This is a genomic window from Humibacter ginsengiterrae, assembly GCF_054780115.1.
Map to the genome: position 1 here is coordinate 161,537 of NZ_BAAGWY010000008.1, position 16,486 is coordinate 178,022.

Annotated in this window: 13 protein-coding genes; 6 read left to right on the forward strand and 7 right to left on the reverse strand. The window is 69.1% G+C overall.

The features are described from left to right. The first annotated feature begins 34 nt into the window (after positions 1–34). Positions 35–1,114, forward strand: a complete 1,080-nt coding sequence (locus ACYVII_RS11690; protein WP_460535145.1) for a winged helix DNA-binding domain-containing protein — start codon at positions 35–37, stop codon at positions 1,112–1,114. Here ACYVII_RS11690 and rocD read toward each other — a convergent pair whose 3' ends face one another. Both rocD and ddaH read right to left on the reverse strand, forming a co-directional pair. Next, the gene (gene rocD / locus ACYVII_RS11695; protein ID WP_460535147.1) at positions 1,115–2,338 is read right to left on the reverse strand and encodes an aspartate aminotransferase family protein; all 1,224 of its coding nucleotides are present in this window, start codon (positions 2,336–2,338) and stop codon (positions 1,115–1,117) included. It lies immediately after the preceding gene. Next, positions 2,311–3,102, reverse strand: a complete 792-nt coding sequence (gene ddaH / locus ACYVII_RS11700; protein ID WP_460535172.1) for a dimethylargininase — start codon at positions 3,100–3,102, stop codon at positions 2,311–2,313. The genes rocD and ddaH overlap by 28 nt, the downstream gene beginning before the upstream one ends. Before the next feature lie 223 nt (positions 3,103–3,325). Between ddaH and ACYVII_RS11705 the strand changes: the two genes are divergently transcribed. The 3 genes from ACYVII_RS11705 (at position 3,326) to ACYVII_RS11715 (ending at position 6,183) form a co-directional block, all read left to right on the forward strand. Then, positions 3,326–3,763 (forward strand): Lrp/AsnC family transcriptional regulator, encoded by a 438-nt coding sequence (locus tag ACYVII_RS11705; RefSeq protein WP_440292784.1) that lies wholly within the window; start codon positions 3,326–3,328, stop codon positions 3,761–3,763. Positions 3,764–3,871: 108 nt separating this feature from the next. Further along, a complete protein-coding gene (locus tag ACYVII_RS11710) occupies positions 3,872–4,693 on the forward strand; it encodes a response regulator transcription factor (protein WP_460535151.1) in 822 nt (273 codons plus the stop codon). Then, positions 4,690–6,183 (forward strand): sensor histidine kinase, encoded by a 1,494-nt coding sequence (locus tag ACYVII_RS11715; RefSeq protein ID WP_460535153.1) that lies wholly within the window; start codon positions 4,690–4,692, stop codon positions 6,181–6,183. The genes ACYVII_RS11710 and ACYVII_RS11715 overlap by 4 nt, the downstream gene beginning before the upstream one ends. 7 nt (positions 6,184–6,190) lie before the next feature. Here ACYVII_RS11715 and ACYVII_RS11720 read toward each other — a convergent pair whose 3' ends face one another. From ACYVII_RS11720 to ACYVII_RS11735, 4 genes are all read right to left on the reverse strand, one after another. Continuing rightward, positions 6,191–7,525 (reverse strand): C40 family peptidase, encoded by a 1,335-nt coding sequence (locus ACYVII_RS11720; RefSeq protein WP_460535155.1) that lies wholly within the window; start codon positions 7,523–7,525, stop codon positions 6,191–6,193. A 200-nt stretch (positions 7,526–7,725) separates the two neighbouring features. After that, positions 7,726–8,571 (reverse strand): C40 family peptidase, encoded by an 846-nt coding sequence (locus ACYVII_RS11725; protein ID WP_460535157.1) that lies wholly within the window; start codon positions 8,569–8,571, stop codon positions 7,726–7,728. 434 nt (positions 8,572–9,005) lie between these two features. Continuing rightward, complete coding sequence (locus ACYVII_RS11730; RefSeq protein WP_460535160.1) at positions 9,006–12,959, reverse strand: proline dehydrogenase family protein; 3,954 nt, start codon at positions 12,957–12,959, stop codon at positions 9,006–9,008. Between the two features lie 144 nt (positions 12,960–13,103). Beyond that, positions 13,104–14,432: an MFS transporter gene (locus ACYVII_RS11735; protein ID WP_460535162.1), complete on the reverse strand. Its 1,329-nt coding sequence runs from the start codon at positions 14,430–14,432 to the stop codon at positions 13,104–13,106. On the opposite strand from ACYVII_RS11735, the gene ACYVII_RS11740 reads away from it, so the two are divergent. Both ACYVII_RS11740 and ACYVII_RS11745 read left to right on the forward strand, forming a co-directional pair. After that, on the forward strand, positions 14,431–15,417 hold the full coding sequence (locus tag ACYVII_RS11740) for a helix-turn-helix domain-containing protein (protein WP_460535164.1): 987 nt from the start codon (positions 14,431–14,433) through the stop codon (positions 15,415–15,417). The genes ACYVII_RS11735 and ACYVII_RS11740 overlap by 2 nt on opposite strands. Positions 15,418–15,427: 10 nt before the next feature. Next, complete coding sequence (locus ACYVII_RS11745) at positions 15,428–15,565, forward strand: hypothetical protein (RefSeq protein WP_460535166.1); 138 nt, start codon at positions 15,428–15,430, stop codon at positions 15,563–15,565. A 152-nt stretch (positions 15,566–15,717) separates the two neighbouring features. Here the strand turns inward: ACYVII_RS11745 and ACYVII_RS11750 are convergent, their stop codons facing one another. Beyond that, complete coding sequence (locus ACYVII_RS11750; RefSeq protein ID WP_460535175.1) at positions 15,718–16,446, reverse strand: HNH endonuclease signature motif containing protein; 729 nt, start codon at positions 16,444–16,446, stop codon at positions 15,718–15,720. Positions 16,447–16,486 lie beyond the last annotated feature (40 nt).

Sequence of the window (16,486 nt, forward strand, 5' to 3'; positions counted from 1 at the left end):
TTCGGTGTCGGATGCCGGGAGTACGGTCGATCGCGTGGTCCACCACCTCACGCGCGACGAGGCGCGCCGCATCGCGGTGCGTGCGCAGCTGCTCGATGCTCAGCGGCCCGGCGACGTCGTGGAGGTGGCCGAGCAGCTCGGGGCGATCAAGATCGATCCGACCGCGACGATCGCGCCGGCACAGCACACCATCCTGTGGTCGCGGATCGGCTGGTCGTACGAGTCCGCCCAGCTCACGAAGGCCGTCGAGATGGACCGAGTGCTGTTCGAGTTCGACGGGAGCTTCCGGCCGATCAGCCTTCTGCCTGCGATGCTGCCTTCGATGCGCACGTGGCCGCGCCGCGAGAGCAGCAGGCAGTGGCTCGAGGCGAACGCGAAGTTCCGAGCGGATGTGCTCGCCCGGCTGCGCGCCGAGGGTCCTCTCCTGGCCGGCGACATCCCCGACACCGCCGCCGTCACGCGGGACACCGACAGCGGGTGGTACGGCCCGAACCAGGTGCCGCACATGCTCGACTTCCTCGCGCGGCAGGGCGAGGTCGCGATCGTCGGCAGGCAGGGGCGGCACCGCATCTGGGATCTCGCCGAACGTGTCTATCCGCAGAATCTGCCCGAATACGACGTCGAGGAGGCGGCGCGGATGCTCGACGTACGCCGCCTGCAGGCCGCCGGCATCGCCAAGCAGAAGTCGCCGTGGACTCCCGTCGGTGAGGCAGGCGAGCCGGCCACGATCGACGGGCTGCGGAGCAAGTGGCGGGTGGACCCCGAGGCACTGGCGACGCTGAACGACGACGCCGACGGCCGGGTCGCGTTTCTCAGCCCGTACGACGGGATGCTCTTCGACCGCCCACGGCTGCGCGATATCTTCGACTTCGACTACGTGCTCGAGCAGTTCAAGCCGAAGTCGCAGCGCAAGTACGGATTCTTCGCACACCCGATCCTGATCGGCGACGTCTTCATGGGCATGCTCGACGCCGAGGTCGACCGCGAGCACGAGGTGCTGCGGGTGAACGCGGTGCACGAGCTGATCCCGTTCGAGCCCGAGGAGGACGAGATGGTGCGTGCCGAGATCGCGGACCTCGGCGAGTGGCTGGGCGTGCGCGTCGCGGAGTTCTGACTACTCGCGCAGCGCCGCCTCGAACTCGTCCATTGCCCAGTCCAGGTCGGCCGGCTCGACGACGATCGGCGGGGCGAAGCGGATCGTCGCACCGTGCGTGTCCTTGACGAGGATGCCGCGGCGCAGCATCCGCTCGGCCAGCTCGCGTCCGGTGCCGATCGCAGGATCGACGTCGACGCCGGCCCAGAGCCCTGCGCCGCGCACCGCGGTGACGCCGTGCCCGACGAGGGCGTCGAGTCGGTTCCGCATGCGCTCCCCCAGCTCCCGGGCGCGGCGCTGCGGGTCGCCGGTGGCGAGCATCCGGATCACCTCGAGTCCGATCGCGCAGGCCAGCGGGTTGCCGCCGAATGTCGAGCCGTGCTCGCCGGGGCGGAGGACGCCAAGCACGTCTCGGTCGGCGACGACGGCGGACAGCGGCATGATGCCGCCGCCGAGCGCTTTGCCCAGCAGGTAGACGTCGGGCACGACGCCCCACAGCGAGCTCGCGAACGTCTCGCCGACGCGTCCCAGTCCGGACTGCACCTCATCCGAGATCAGCAATACGCGGTTATCAGTGCAGATTCGTCGCAGCTCGGGCAGGAAGTCGTCGGGCGGCACGATGACGCCCGCCTCGCCCTGGATCGGCTCGACGAGCACGGCGACCGTGTTCGCGTCGATCGCGGCAGCGACCGCCGCAGCGTCGCCGTACGGCACCGATCGGAAACCCGGAGTGAACGGACCGAAGCCGTTGCGGGCATCCGGATCGTCGCTGAATCCCACGATGGTGGTCGTGCGCCCGTGGAAGTTGCCGTGGAAGACGACGATGTTCGCCGCATCCGGAACGACGCCCTTCACGCGGTAGCCCCAGGCTCGTGCGACCTTGATGCCGGTCTCGACCGCCTCGGCTCCGGTGTTCATCGGCAGCACGAGGTCTTTGCCGGCGAGCGCGGCGAGTTCGGTAACGAACGGCCCGAGCAGGTCGTGATGGAAGGCGCGGCTGGTCAGCGTAATGCGGTCGAGCTGCTCCTTCGCGGCCGCGACGAGCCGCGGGTTGGAGTGGCCGAAGTTCACGGCGGAGTACGCGGCGAGGCAGTCCAGGTAGCGGTTGCCGTCGACATCCGTCACCCAGGCCCCATTGCCGGAGGCGATCACCACCGGAAGCGGCGCGTAGTTGTGCGCGGCGTGCTGGTCTTCGAGGCGCAGGGCTTCGGCGGCGCCTACCGACGAAGTTCCAGGGTGCAGCACTTCACGCCACCTCCTCCTCGGAGAAGCTCGGACAGGTCGACGCCGATCGGGTTGTAGCCGCGCTCGCGCAGCTGCTTCTCGAAGCCGACCGCGCGCTGGGCGATCACCACGTTGTAGCCGTCCGAGATGGAGTTGAGACCGAGGATGCCCGCATCTTCCTCGCTCACGATGATCGCGTCGGGGTAGAGCTGCTCGAGCTTGCGGCGGCTCGGCTCATCGAACGCGGCCGGCACGTAGGCGATGTTGGCGTTCTCGTCGTCCTTCAGCGGGTCGAGTACCGAGATCGCCGTGTCGAGGTGATAGAAACGCGGGTCGACGAGGTTCAGCGTGACGACCTCGCGGCCGAACACCTCGTGCAGCTCGCGGTGGCTCTCGACGCTGCTGCGGAAGCCGGTGCCCGCGAGGATGCGCGTGCCCACCAGCAGGATGTCGCCCTCGCCCTCGTTAACCTGCTTCGGCTCCACGACGCGGAATCCGTGCTGCCCGAACCAGTCCATGAACGCCGGTCCCTCAGGCGCCCTCTGCGGATATGTGAACAACGCCCCGTACGCGATGCCGTCGATGATGAATCCGCCGTTGGCCGTGTAGACCATGTCGGGAAGGCCGGGGATCGGGTCGATCAGGTGCACCTCGTGGCCGAGGCGGATGAAGGTCTCGTAGAGCGTCGTCCATTGGTCGAGCGCGTTCTGCGTGTCGGTCGGCTCCTGCGGATGCATCCACGGGTTGATGCGGTAGCTCACCGTGAAATGCTCCGGACGGCACATCAGGTAGGTACGGTGGGACGGCACCAGGTGCGTCGGCGCCTCCGGTCGCGTCGCGGTTCCGGATGCCCGTTCCTGCGATCCGCTTCGAAGGCGTGCGTCGGTGGAGTCGATGGCCGTCATGCTTTCCAGTCTCGCACCGGGATATTGCGGGTGTGTCCCATCGACTGCATGATCCGTGCGCAAATCCTGGCTGAGACGCAACAGATCCGCATAGAATTGCGGCGTGGACAACCTCGATCGAAACATCATCGACCTGCTGCGGGAGAACTCGCGCGCTTCGTACGGCGACATCGGCTCGCGTGTCGGGCTGTCCGCATCAGCGGTCAAGCGCCGGATCGACCGACTGGTCGTCGACGGCGTCATCCGCGGATTCACGATCAACGTCGATCCCACCATCGACGGCATGAGCACCGAGGCGTACGTCGAGCTGTTCTGCCGCGGGACGGTCTCGCCGAGCGAGCTGCAGCGCATCCTCTCCGCGGTCCCTGAAGTCGCGGAGGCGTGCACGGTGTCGGGGAGCGCTGACGCGATCCTGCGCATCCGGTCCCGCGACATCCCGAGTCTGGAGGCAGCGCTCGAACGGGTGCGGGTGGCCCCAAGCGTCGACCACACGCGCAGCGCGATCGTGCTCTCGCGCCTGGTGCACCGCGAGATCGAATGATGCGGGCGCGGGTCCCAGCGTCGACCGACGCGTCGGTGCGCGGGTCATCTGAGCACGCACATAGCGATTGCTCTCGACGCGCACAGCGGATTCTGTGAGCATGATCGGGTGGACGAATCGACTGCGCGCCTCCTCGTCGTGGAGGACGACCCCGATATGGCGAGGCTGCTGCGACGCGGCCTGATCGCGGAGGGCTACGACGTGCTCTCCGTCGACAACGGCGTTGACGCGCTCATCACCCTGCGCGACAACGCGGTCGACGCGCTCGCGGTCGACGTGATGCTGCCCGGCATGAGCGGTTTCGAGCTGTGCCGCAGGGTGCGGGAGTCCGGCCGCACCATGCCCATCCTTCTGCTCACCGCTCGGGATGCCGTCGAGGACCGCGTCTTCGGTCTCGACTCCGGCGCCGACGACTACCTCACCAAGCCGTTCGCGTTCGCCGAGCTCGCGGCTCGGTTGCGCGCGCTGCTGCGGCGGGATGCCTCGACCAAGCCCACCCTGCGCGTGGGCAACCTCACCATCGACTCGCTGGAGCACAAGGCATCCGTCGCCGGAAAGCAGGTGGCGTTCAGCCCGCGTGAGTTCTCGCTCGTGCGGCTGCTGGCGATGCACGCGGGCGAGATGGTGACGCGCAACGACATCCTGGACGACATCTGGGGAGGTCACGAGCACATCGACCAGAACGTGCTCGACCAGTACGTGTCGTACGTGCGCCGCAAGTTGGATGCCGCGGAGACGGGCATCCGCATCACCACGGTCCGTGGGCTTGGCTACCGGCTCGAGGCGGTCGAGACCTCCGCGAGCCCGGCGCCGGGGAACAACTCGGGACACGGCGTCGCGGCCGGCCAGGGAGCGAATGGCCAGCGGAGCGCGCCCGCGGAGCAGGACCCTGCACCAGAGCACGGTGAGCCGGCCGAGCCGAAGCGGTGAACTGGATCCGCGTCTTCGCCGGTCGCCTCTCGATCACGGCCCGCATCGCGGTGGGCAGCTTCGTGGTCGCGGTGCTGATCGGTGTGGTCGCGGTGATCGGCATCAGGGCAGGCGTGAGCGTCATTCTCGACAACGCCACCGTCACGCTGCTGGAGCACGACGCTGAGCCGTTCGCCCAGCAGGTGGCGAAGAATCCGCGAGACATCGAGACGATTCCCGGCGAGGGACAGTACGTGGCGATCGTCTCGCCGTCCGGGCAGGTGAAGATGTCGAGCCTTCCCAAGTCGCTGCGGCCGTTCGGGCACGCGCCGCTGACGGGCGAGGAGACCATCTCTCGCGTGAGCACGTCGGTACGCGACTACATTGTGCGCACGGCGCCGGTGCTGCGCACTGACGGCGTCTGGCACATCGTCACCGCACGCAGTGAGGACGCGAACGAGCTCGTGCTCGGCAGGCTGAGCGCGGCGCTCATCGTGGGCGCGGCCGCGCTGGTGGCCTGCTTCACCGTCGCGTCGTTCATCCTGGCGCGTGCGGCGTTGCGTCCGGTGAACGCGATGCGCAGGCAGGCCGACGAGCTCGCCCGGCGGCAATCGGCCGGCACGACTCAGGAGCGCGAGGTCAGCGCGCGCGAGCTGCTCGAGGTTCCGCCGGTGCGCGACGAGCTCGCCGCGCTCGCCGTCACGCTCAACGGTCTCATCGAGGGGTTGCGGGCATCCGCCGACCGGGAGAAGCAGCTCGTGTCGGATGCCAGCCACGAGCTCCGCACACCGCTGGCGGTGCTGCGCGGCGAACTCGAGCTCGCCGAGCTCGACGCGGGCGACGCGGATGCCCTGCTCGCAGACATCCGTCAGTCCCACCAGACCGTGCTGCGGCTCTCGAACCTCGCCACGAACCTGCTCGAGCTCTCGCGCATCGACGCTCACGGGCAGCGCGGCGAGACCAACTGGTTCGACCTCGAAGACGAGCTGGCGGCCGCGATCGATCGCAGCCGGCAGGCGGCGGCCATGCAGGGCGTCGACTGCGTGATCGACTTCGAGGTCGTGGCGGACGCGCCCGCCGTCGGCACCGTTGCACTCTCCAACCAGGAGTTCGGCCGCGTCGTCGACAACCTCATCGGCAACTCGATCAAGGCGCTCGCCACCGAGCACGCCGAGCACGCCGAGCACGCCGGCGACGCAGGGCACGGCGACGACGACGACGCGGACGCCGGCACGGAAGACGCCGGCACCGTGACGGCGCGGCTGACGCACGATGAGGCGTCCGTCTGCCTCTCGATCGTCGACGACGGGCCGGGCATGCCGCCGGACTTCGTGCCGATCGCGCTCGACCGGTTCACTCGCGTCGACTCAGCGCGCAATACCACGACCGGCAGCGGGCTGGGGCTCGCGATCGTCGCCGCGCTGGTCGATGCGGCGCACGGCAGCATCCGCTTGGCCTCGAGGCCGCGCGAGGGTCTCACGGTCGAGATCGTGCTGCCGCTGGGGCAGTGAGGGGTCGTCAGGAGGCGAGGACTCTGCCGAAGTGGTAGCCGATGCCGCTCCAGGTGGAGAGCGAGACGATGCGCACCGGGATGCCGTAATCCGGCGCCTCGATGATCATGCCGCCGCCGAGGTAGAGCGCGACGTGCTCGTCGTCGTTGAAGAAGACGAGATCGCCTGGCTGGGCGGCCGCTTCGGAGATGGGGGTGGCGACGGCGTCCTGCGACGGGACGTAGTGCACCAGCGAGACGCCGACGGTGGCGTAGGCCACCATGGTGAGCCCTGAGCAGTCGATGCCGTCGTGGGATGCTCCGCCGAGCGCGTACGGATCGCCCAGGTAGGTGAGCGCCGTCTCGACGATCTTCTCCCGCTCGCCGCCGTACTGCAGCGCCTGCGCAAGGGCGACGGCGACCTCCGGGCCGTTCGGGCCGGACTCGGCGGCGACGATTCCGGCGATGGCGCCGGCGACGTAGTTCTCCTTCTGCAGGGACCCGTCCGCGACCGCGGGCGACACCTGCAGCTTCTGCGCGATCAGCTTCGAGTTGCTGGCGATGGTGGCCTGCAGCTGCTGCGGGCTGATCGACTCGGCCGCGTTGGCGGGCGCCGCGAACATCAACCCCGGGATGAGCGCGAGCACGGCGCTTCCCGCGATGAGCGCCGGCTTGCGGGATGCCTGCAACCGGCGATGCGCGTGTCCACCGGGCTCGTGAGCACCCGCGTTGTGGTGGCGACGGAAGTCTCCGCCGCCGAAGGCGATCCCCTGCGCAGCGGACGCCTGGCGTGGGGTGTTCGGGAGCTCCGCGTCGTCTGCTGGTGTGTACAGCGTCTCGGCGACCGGCTGTGCGGCTCGTGCCTCACGCAGGGCACGGCGCGACGGGTACGATCCCGGCGCCGCTGCTTCTGCCGCCGCAGCCTTCGGGGCGGGCGCGGCGGGCGCGGGCGGCGCGACCGGCGCTTCCGGCCCGGCAGCCTGGGCGGCGCGCAGCCGCTCGCGCGCTTCTCGACGGGAGCGCGGGGGCTCGGAGAACTCCGGGGTCGCGGGCCGGGGCTGAGCCGGAGTCGCCGAGGCAACGGGTTCGGGCTCGATCAGTCGCGCCGGGATCGCGAGCTCAACGGGCACGGGCGGGACGAAGACATCCGGCTCCGACGGCGCGGAAGCAACGTGCTCTACCGCTGCCGGTTCCGGTTCCGGCGCGGGCACTGTCTGCGGGGTGCGGGCATCCGGAATCGGATCATCGGATACCAGCTGCGCGACGAACGCTGAGAGGTCTTCGGAGTCGTCAGCGGTATCGCGTAGTGACGCGTCGTCTGCCGACCAGCGGCCGTGATCGACCGCTGCTGCTCTCCGACCCATTCGCTCCCAGCCTGCTCCCGATTCCGCACTGTGCATTTCCGCACACAGGGTACGGAGGTCTCAACAACCTTGTCCCCCAAAATGCGGACCGGCGAGCCGGCCACGCGTTCCACCATAACGGATCGATAAACGAGCACCACTGAGAAGACTCGGAGGTTCGTCGGTTAGCGCCTCCGACCGGATTCAGCTCAGATCAAGGCTCAGACGAGACGGGTGAAGTGGTACGGGATACTCGCCCACTGCGACAGCGGGTCGAGCTCCACGTCGCGGCCCTCTGTCGGCGCGTGCAGCACCATGCCGTTGCCCATGTAGATGCCGACGTGCTCTTCGCTGTCGAACACGACGAGGTCGCCGGGGCGCGCGTCGGACGCGGAGATCTGCGTACCCGCGGCGTCCTGCGTGGGTACGTAGTGCGCGAGGCCGATGCCCGCTGCTGCGTAGGCGACCATCGTGAGACCCGAGCAGTCGATGCCACTGTGCGATGCGCCGCCGAGCACGTACGGCGTGCCGAGGTAGGTCATCGCGGTCGAGACGATCGCAGCGCGGGCGTTCGGGTTGCCGGTGCCGATGAGTTGCAGGGCCATGCTCCGGTCGATGCCGTACTGCTTCTCCAGGTTGCCGGCGACATCAACGGTCGCGAACGTGTCCTGCACGACGGCCGGCTGCGCGACATCCGCTGCGACGGCGAGGTGCTGCACGTTCCCATGCGAGGCGGCATTGAGGATGGCCGCGTGCAGCGCCGCCCGCTGCGCCTCCGCCTTCGTGGGGTGCTCGCTCGTGTGCGCGACGGACGCGACGGACGCGACCGAGACCGCAGACGCTGCACGGTGCACACTTTCGGCGTGCGCCGCGTATCCGGGCAGGGCGGTGGTGAGGCTCGCGATGAGCCCGAACGAGACGCCGGCGACGGCGAGCGTGATGTGGTGGCGGGCGGCTCGGCGGGGAGCTGTGCCCGCGGCGTGGGCTCCGCGGTGGCGGCGGAGACCCAGCGCCGTTCGGGTGCCGGCGAGGGCGTTGGTGAAGTTGTCGTACGTCGAAGAGAGCAAGCGCATAAGTAGAGACCAGGCGGGTGGCCCGCACGTACGTACGGCCACCACGAAGAGTTCGGGATCAGTTCGGGTGAAAGCAAAAAGCCGGTCTTCACCGGCAGTCGTCCACGGTAGGCGGGCGGCACCACATGGTTGCCAGGGGTCATTCAGGTTCTCAAGAACCAGATCAGGGGCTATTTCGGCGCGCAGGACGGATGCCTGTGGCCGAGACGGCCTGCCGTGTTCGGTGTGCGTGCCCCGCCGAGATCCGCGTGCTGGCGCGGATCTGAAGCGCACGAACATCCGATCCCCCGTACCCGTATCTTGGTCATCTGACCAGGAATGCGGTTACCGCGAGCGCTCCTGCGGGCACACTCAGAAACTGAGTCACTGTCAGGGAATCGTCAGGCTCTCTTGCGGTTCGTGCCAGCTTTGCGCGGCAATCCGCCCGCTCAGATCACGTCGTCGGTCAGGCGGGTCGGGCTTCCGAAGCGGTGGTTCGTGATCGAGATCGCCTGCTCCTTCAGGAACGGCAGCACCTCGACCCGCCCGGATGCCGTCACCGGCCCGGAGAACACGGCGATGTCGATGCGATCGCCGAGCGTTCGCGCCAGCTCGGCGGCGTCTCCGCCGATCATCCTGATGCGTTCGGCGGGAAGGCCTTCCGGATCGACGGCGGCACCGGATGCCGCCACTCGGGTCAGCCACGCGGCATCCGTCTCGACGGTGTCGGCGACGCCGAGTTCGTGCAGCGCCTCGCGCAGCGGTCGCGGCAGCTGCATCGGACTGCTCACGTCGAACCGTCCGCGAACCAGGGTCGCCGCGGCGAGCACGCGCAGAAGCGCCGCGAGTCCGACGCCCTCACTCAACCGGATGCTCACCCGGACCGGGCGGTACCGGAACAGGTTGCGCTCCACGCCGAGGTTCGCCGCGTCTCGCACGACGCCGAACTCATTGGCCCACGCGATGGCGTCGCTGAGGGCCGACCGCCGCACGAGATCGAACTCCTCGTAGCTCATCGCCGGCTGGGCTGACTCGATGACCCGCGAGACTCGCGAGTCGAGTCCGCGAAGGTGCAGGCTGGCGCTGGATGAGCCGGCATTCCCGGTCCACGAGCCGAGCCCGAACAGGTAGTTCGGTCCGCCGGCCTTATGCCCGGCACCCACCGACGACCGCTTCCAGCCGCCGAACGGCTGCCGCTGCACGATCGCGCCGGTGATACCCCGGTTCACGTAGAGGTTGCCCGCCTCGACCACGGAGAGCCAGTACTCGATCTCGTCCGGATCCAGCGAGTGCAGGCCCGCCGTGAGCCCGTAGTCCACCGCGTTCTGCCACTCGACCGCCTGCTCGAGCGTTCGTGCGTGCATGATGCCGAGGACCGGACCGAAGAACTCGGTCTGGTGGAATCGCGAGCCCGGCTGAACTCCGGTACGGATGCCCGGGGACCAGAGCCGACCCGAGTCATCCAATTTCCGCGGCTGTACGAGCCACTCCTCGCCCGGCTCCAGCTGCGTCAGCGCGTACTCGAGCTTGCCTGCCGCCGGTTCGATCAACGGTCCCATCCACGTGACCGGCTGCTCCGGCCATCCGACGTAGATGCTTTCGGCGGCATCGGCGAGCTGGTCGAGGAAGCGCTGGGACGTGCCCATGGACCCGACGAGGATGACCAGGCTCGCAGCAGAGCACTTCTGGCCGGCGTTCGAGAACGCGCTCTTCACCACGTCGGCGACGGCGAGGTCGACGTCGGCGCTCGGCGTGACGACGATCGCGTTCTTGCCGCTGGTCTCGGCCAGGAGCGGCAGGTCGGGGCGCCAGCTCTTGAACAGCTTCGCCGTCTCGTACGAGCCGGTGAGGATGACGCGATCCACCCTCGGGTCCGAGATCAACGCCCGGCCGAGTTCGCCCTCGTCGACGTCTGCAAGTGCCATCAGCTCGCGCGGGATGCCCGCCTCCCAGATGCACTCCGCCAGCACCGCCGCGCAGCGCCTCGCCTGCGGTGCCGGTTTGAACACGACGCCGCTCCCGGCGGCGAGCGGGCCCAGCACGCTTCCCGCCGGAATGGACACCGGGAAGTTCCACGGCGGGGTCGCGACCGTGAGGCGGGAAGGCACGAACGTCGCGCCCTGCACCGTATCGAGCTCGCGGGCCAGTGCCGCGTAGTAGTGCGCGAAGTCGACGGCCTCGCTCACCTCGGGGTCCGCCTCCGCGATCGTCTTGCCGGTCTCGGAGGCCATCACCTCGATCAGCCGGTCACGATTCGCCGACAGCGCCAGGCCGACCCGGTCGAGGGCCGCGGCGCGTGCACTTCCGGGAATGGAGCCCCATTCGGCTCCGGTGTTCTGCACGGTGGACAGGAGCGTGTCGAGCATCCGTTCGTCCGTCACGCGCGACGCGGCCAGGGTCTGCTCGCCGAGGGCCGACGACGGAACGGATGCCAGGATGCGGCGCCCCCACGCCCGGTTCGCCGGGAGCGCGGGGTCGGTGTCGGACTCGTTGCGGAAGGCCCGGGGCGCGCTGGAGCTAGGAGCAGAGGCCATTTCTGGCCTCTGCTGCGACGCCAGCGCCGACCGCCGTCCCGGCGGTCGGGTAGCGGAAATAGAATCGGGATCTTCTGTCTCGGATTCCGGCTCCGGCTCGGCAGCGACCGCGTCGCCTGGCTCCAGAACGATGCCGGTGGTCGGGAAGAGCGCGCTGCCACGCGATCCGCGCTGCAGCCCCAGCACCGCCGCCGTGAGCCCTTCCTCGGCCGCCTCGGCGGCCGGGTCGACGGGCGCAGGACGCGGGTGGAACAGCGTCGTCGGGTCGGTCTCGACCCACTCACGGGCGCGGTCCTGTCTGCGGTTCGGGAGGGGTGCGAGTCCGCGAGGGCCGTCATCCGCCTCGTACTCGGCGACGGAAGCCAGGAATCGGGCCTTCTCGCGCTCGAAGAGCTCGGGCTTGTCTGTGAGTTCGAACGCGGCGGAGAGGAAGTCCTCGTCGGCGGCGTTCTCCTGCAGCCGGCGCATCAGGTACGAGATGGCCACGTCGAAGTGCCGCGGATGCACGACCGGCGCGTACAGCAGCAGCTCGCCCACCGTATGGGCGACGGCATCCGCCTGCTGGGCCGCCATGCCGAGCAGCATCTCGAAGTCGATGCGGTCGTCGACACCGCGGCTGCGTGCGAGCAGCCAGGCGTGCGCGACATCGAACAGGTTGTGCCCGGCGACGCCGATCTTCACGGCGTGCGTGTGCTCCGGCGTGAGCGCCCAGTCGAGCACGCGCTTGTAGTTCGCGTCGGTGTGCACCTTGCCGTCGTAGGTCGCCAGCGGCCAGCCGTGCAGCGCGGCATCCACCCGCTCCATGGGCAGGTTGGCGCCCTTCACGATGCGCACCTTGATCGGGGCACCACCCGCCGCTCTGCGGTTCTGCGCCCACTCGGTGAGGTCTTGCAGGGCATCCAGAGCATCGGGCAAGTACGCCTGCAGCACGATGCCGGCCTCGAGGCCGATCAACCGCTGGTCGCCCAGCAGCTTCTTGAAGACCGCGATCGTCAGGTCGAGATCGTGGTACTCCTCCATGTCGAGGTTGATGAACTTCGGGGTCGGACTGGACGCCGCATACAGGTACAGCGGGGCGAGGCGCTGCACGACGCGCGCGACCGACTCGTCGAACGCCCACATCGACAGCTGGCTGGCCACGCTCGAGACCTTGATCGACACGTAGTCGACGTCGTCGCGCTCGAGCAGTTCGCGGGTGCCTTCCAGGCGCGCGTCCGCCTCGTTCTCGCCGAGCACGGCCTCGCCGAGCAGGTTCAGGTTGAGACGGATGTGCCCGGCTGCCCCGGCCGTGGCACCGTCGTGGCGCAGCCGCGCGATCGCCTTGCCGAGCTTCGCCGGCGTAGCGTCGACGATCAGGTGTCCCACCATGGATCGCAGTACGCGACGCGCGATCGGGATGACGATCCACGGGGCGGCCGGAGCGATCGCGCCACCCACCGCTATCGCCAAGCGCTGGTGCCAGGGCAGGAACCGCGGAACCGCCCGCCCCAGCTGGTGCAGGCTCTTCGCCGCGGCGTAGACATCCTGCGGGCGGGCGACGCCGTCGACGAAGCCGACGGCGAAGTCGAGTCCGCGCGGGTCCTGCAGCAGACCTGCCAGTCGCTCCGCCGCCGGGTCGCGCTTGGAGGCCTCCGGAATGGCATCCCGCGCCTCGGATGCCTGCAACCACGCGCGCACCAACTCGATGGCACGCTGGGCGAGGTCGTCGTCGGGCAGCCCGGTCGACGGTCCCGTTGCCGAGTTCCGGTTGGGGCCGCCGAGGGTGCCACGGTCGGGGAGGCCAGCGAAGCCGCCGGAAGGGAGGCCAGCGAAGCCGTCGTCGGGGAGAGGGGTTCCGCCGGGGGTGCGGATGCCGTCGTCCTGCGCCATGAACTCGAGACTATGCCGGGGGAACGCGCCGTGGCACCGCCTGGCGCGGCGTGCGGCGCAACGAACCGGGCGTGCGTCGGTCGGCGAGCGCAACGTTCGGCCCGCTCGTGAGGGCGGGGGCCGCCAGAGTCAGTCAGCGGCAGCTCAGGCGGCGACTCGGCGCACCGCGGCTATGCCGATCGAGACCGCGATGGCCAGCACGATCAGGGCGACGCCGAGCATCCGCCACCCCGGGACCGTGGCCAGAATGCCGGCGCTCAGCGATCCGACGACCTGGAAGCCGTTCGTGATCACCTCGGCGACCGGTTGCACACGACCGCGTTCGGACGCCCGGTACGCGTCGGTGATCAGCGCGCTTCCGCCGCTGTAGGCGAGGTTCCAGCCCACGCCGACGGCGAACATCGCGGTCAGGAACGCCCACTGATCGGTGCTGCACGCAGCCGCGGCGCCGGCCAGGACGATCAGCATCGCTCCCCCGATCGCGACGGCGCGCTCCCCCAGCCGGCCGATCACTTTCGCGATCACGAAGCCCGGCGCGAACATGCCGATCATGTGCAGTTGCACGGCGAAGGCGGCATCCGCTTCGGTGTGGCCCATGGCCATGCCCGCAATGGGACCGGCCGTCATCATCGAGGTCATCGAGACGGCGGAGAACGATGTCGCAGCAACGCCGGCGATGAGCACCGGCTGGCGCCAGAGCGCTCGGCGAGAGCGCGGTTTGTCGTCGGCTGCGGCCGTCGCCGCCTCGGTCTTGGTGTCGGTGGAATCGGCCGCTGTCTGCACGGACGCAGCCTGCCGACGACCCTGCAACGCCAGTTGCCGCGGCAGCATGGCGTTCCAGGCTGCCGCGAGCGCACCGAACAGCGCGACGAGCAGGTAGCTCGCCACGAAGGCGACGGGCAACAGCCCGCTGACCCAGGTCGCGAGGAACGGACCAAGGAGAGCAGCGATGAGCCCGCCAGCCAGCACCGTGGTGACCGCGCGCGCTCGCTGGCTCCCCGACGCATCCGCCGCGGCGTAACGGTAGTAGCCTGCGCCGGCCGAGTAGACGCCGATCAGGCCGGTGCCCACGCAGAACAGCCAGAAGAGGTCGAGCTGCACGGCCAGCGCCGAGACGACTCCGGCGATGACGGCGACGCTTGCGGCTGCGGTGAAGACGGCCCGGTAGCCGTACCGTCCGATCAGCCGGGAGAACAGAAACGTCGAGGCGACCGCCGCGACCGGGATGAGGCTGAACGGCACGGTCGCCAGCGCCGTCGTCGGAGCGAGTCGCGCACCGACGATGCCGGTGAGAGTGAGATCGACAGAGCTTCCGAAGATGTAGAGGGCCTGCGCGGGGGCGAGGCGACGGGCGATGCGCAGGTGCGGTGCGGCATCCGTGCGGGTCGTCATGAGGTCCATGCCGCCACTCTGACGCGGCTGGATGCCGCGCACGAGTGGCAAGAATGACCATCTGCGATAGATTTCTGCCATGACCGCTTCACTGAACTCCATACAGCGTCATCGCGTCGCCGTTCTGGTGCTCGGGAGGGCGTTGCCGATGGAGATCGGGATGCCGTTCCAGATCTTCGACCACCTCGAGCTGCCCTACGACGTGGTGCTGTGCGGCTGCGAAGCGGGTCCCGTCGAGACGACCGCCGGCTGGTCTGTCAACGCCACCCACGGGCTCGAGGCGGTGAAGGAAGCGGACACGGTGATCGTCCCGGCGTTCCGCGACGCTCTCGGCGAGGTGCCGGCAGGCGCCGTCGAGGCGCTCCGATCCGCCTCTCGCCGAGGCGCGCGCATGGTCTCCATCTGCACCGGCGCCTTCGCCCTCGCGGCCGCGGGCCTGCTCGACGGGCGCCGCGCCACGACGCACTGGCGATACACGGATGCCCTCGCCGAGCGGTACCCGCTCGTCACCGTCGACCCCGGTGTGCTCTTCGTCGACGAGGGCGACGTGATCACCTCGGCAGGCGTCGCGAGCGGCATCGACGTGTGCCTGCACATCCTGCGCCTTGATCACGGCACGGCGGTGGCGAATGCCGTAGCGCGCGACATCGTCGCGGCACCGCACAGGGATGGCGGTCAGGCTCAGTTCATCGACCGACCGCTCCCTGGGCCGAGAAGGATGTCTGGGGTGGCGGCGTCCGGGCTCGCGGCGACGCGGGACTGGGCGATGGCCAACCTGGACCGACCGCTCACAGTGAGGGATCTCGCGGCGCACGCACACGCATCCGCTCGTACGTTCGCCCGCAGGTTCACGGCCGAGACAGGCACGACTCCGCTCAAATGGCTGAACGCTGCACGGGTGGATCGCGCCCGCGAACTGCTCGAGACGACGGCGCTCGGCGTGGACCGGGTCTCTGAGCTCTGCGGACTCGGTACGGCGGCGAACTTGCGTGCGCACTTCAGGCGCATCACCGGGGTGAGCCCGAGCGAATACCGGCGCACATTCGAGAGAGTGGATGCGCGCTAGGTGATCAGCCGTGAGGTACCTGCGCAAGATCGACCTCGCTGATCGTGTTCTGGTCGTTAGTCCCGGCGGATACCTCGGCACGTCCATGAGCTGGGAAGTTGCAGCCAGCGCCACAGGAAAGCCGGTCTCGTTCACCAATCCCGTCTGAACAGTGGACGCTTCCCTGTCCGCATGGCAACGCGTACCGGACCGTGTTGGCAAAGCGACACCGCCCCCCATCCGGGAATTGCCGGAACCGCACGAACCGCGCTGCGGGCGTTGCCCCGGGCACGCTCGTTCGCGTCGTCGGGGTTCGTGAGGTCATTCGCGTCGTCGGGGTTTGCCGCGTGCGGTGCCGGTCGGCCGCCAGGTTCCGGTGGGTCGCCATTGCCCGGTGGGGTCGATCCATGCTGGTGCGCGTACGTGTGGTGCCCCGTGGATCATCTTGATGGCCCATCCTCCGGTGTCGACGTAGTGATGGTGGTACCAGCAGAGCGCGACTCCGTTGCCGGTGTCGGTGGGTCCGCCGTGGGAGTGTTCTTGCACGTGGTGGATTTCGCACCAGCTGGCCGGGATCCGACACCCGGGGATCACGCATCCTTTGTCGCGGGCGGCGATGGCGCGGCGTTGTTGGGGGGTGAAGCAGCGTTCCGGTGACCACAACGATTCGATGCGTCCGTCCTTCAGGAGGAGTTTTTGGATGCCGCCGGCGCAGGCGAACTGGGTGACCGCGGTCATCGGGATCGGCTCCTGAACCCCGTCGATCCACCCGGCACCACGCCCCTGCCGGAGGTCGTGTTCGTCCACGGTGACCAGCACGGTGGGTGCAGCACCACCCATCGACGCAACCTCGGCACTGCGGGCGGCGGCGTCGATCAGGGACGCGAACGCGTCATGCCGCCGCTGCGGCGAGGTGCGGTCATCCAGGCCACCGTCCGCCGGTTGGTCACCGTTGAGGAAGGCGGGTTTCGATTTCGGGGACACCACGGCGGTGATGGCTTGTTCCAGTTTCCCGGAGATCTCCGGCATCAACTCCATCCGATACCGCACCAGCCCACCCCAGGTGCCCAACCGGGTCAGGGCACGGTGC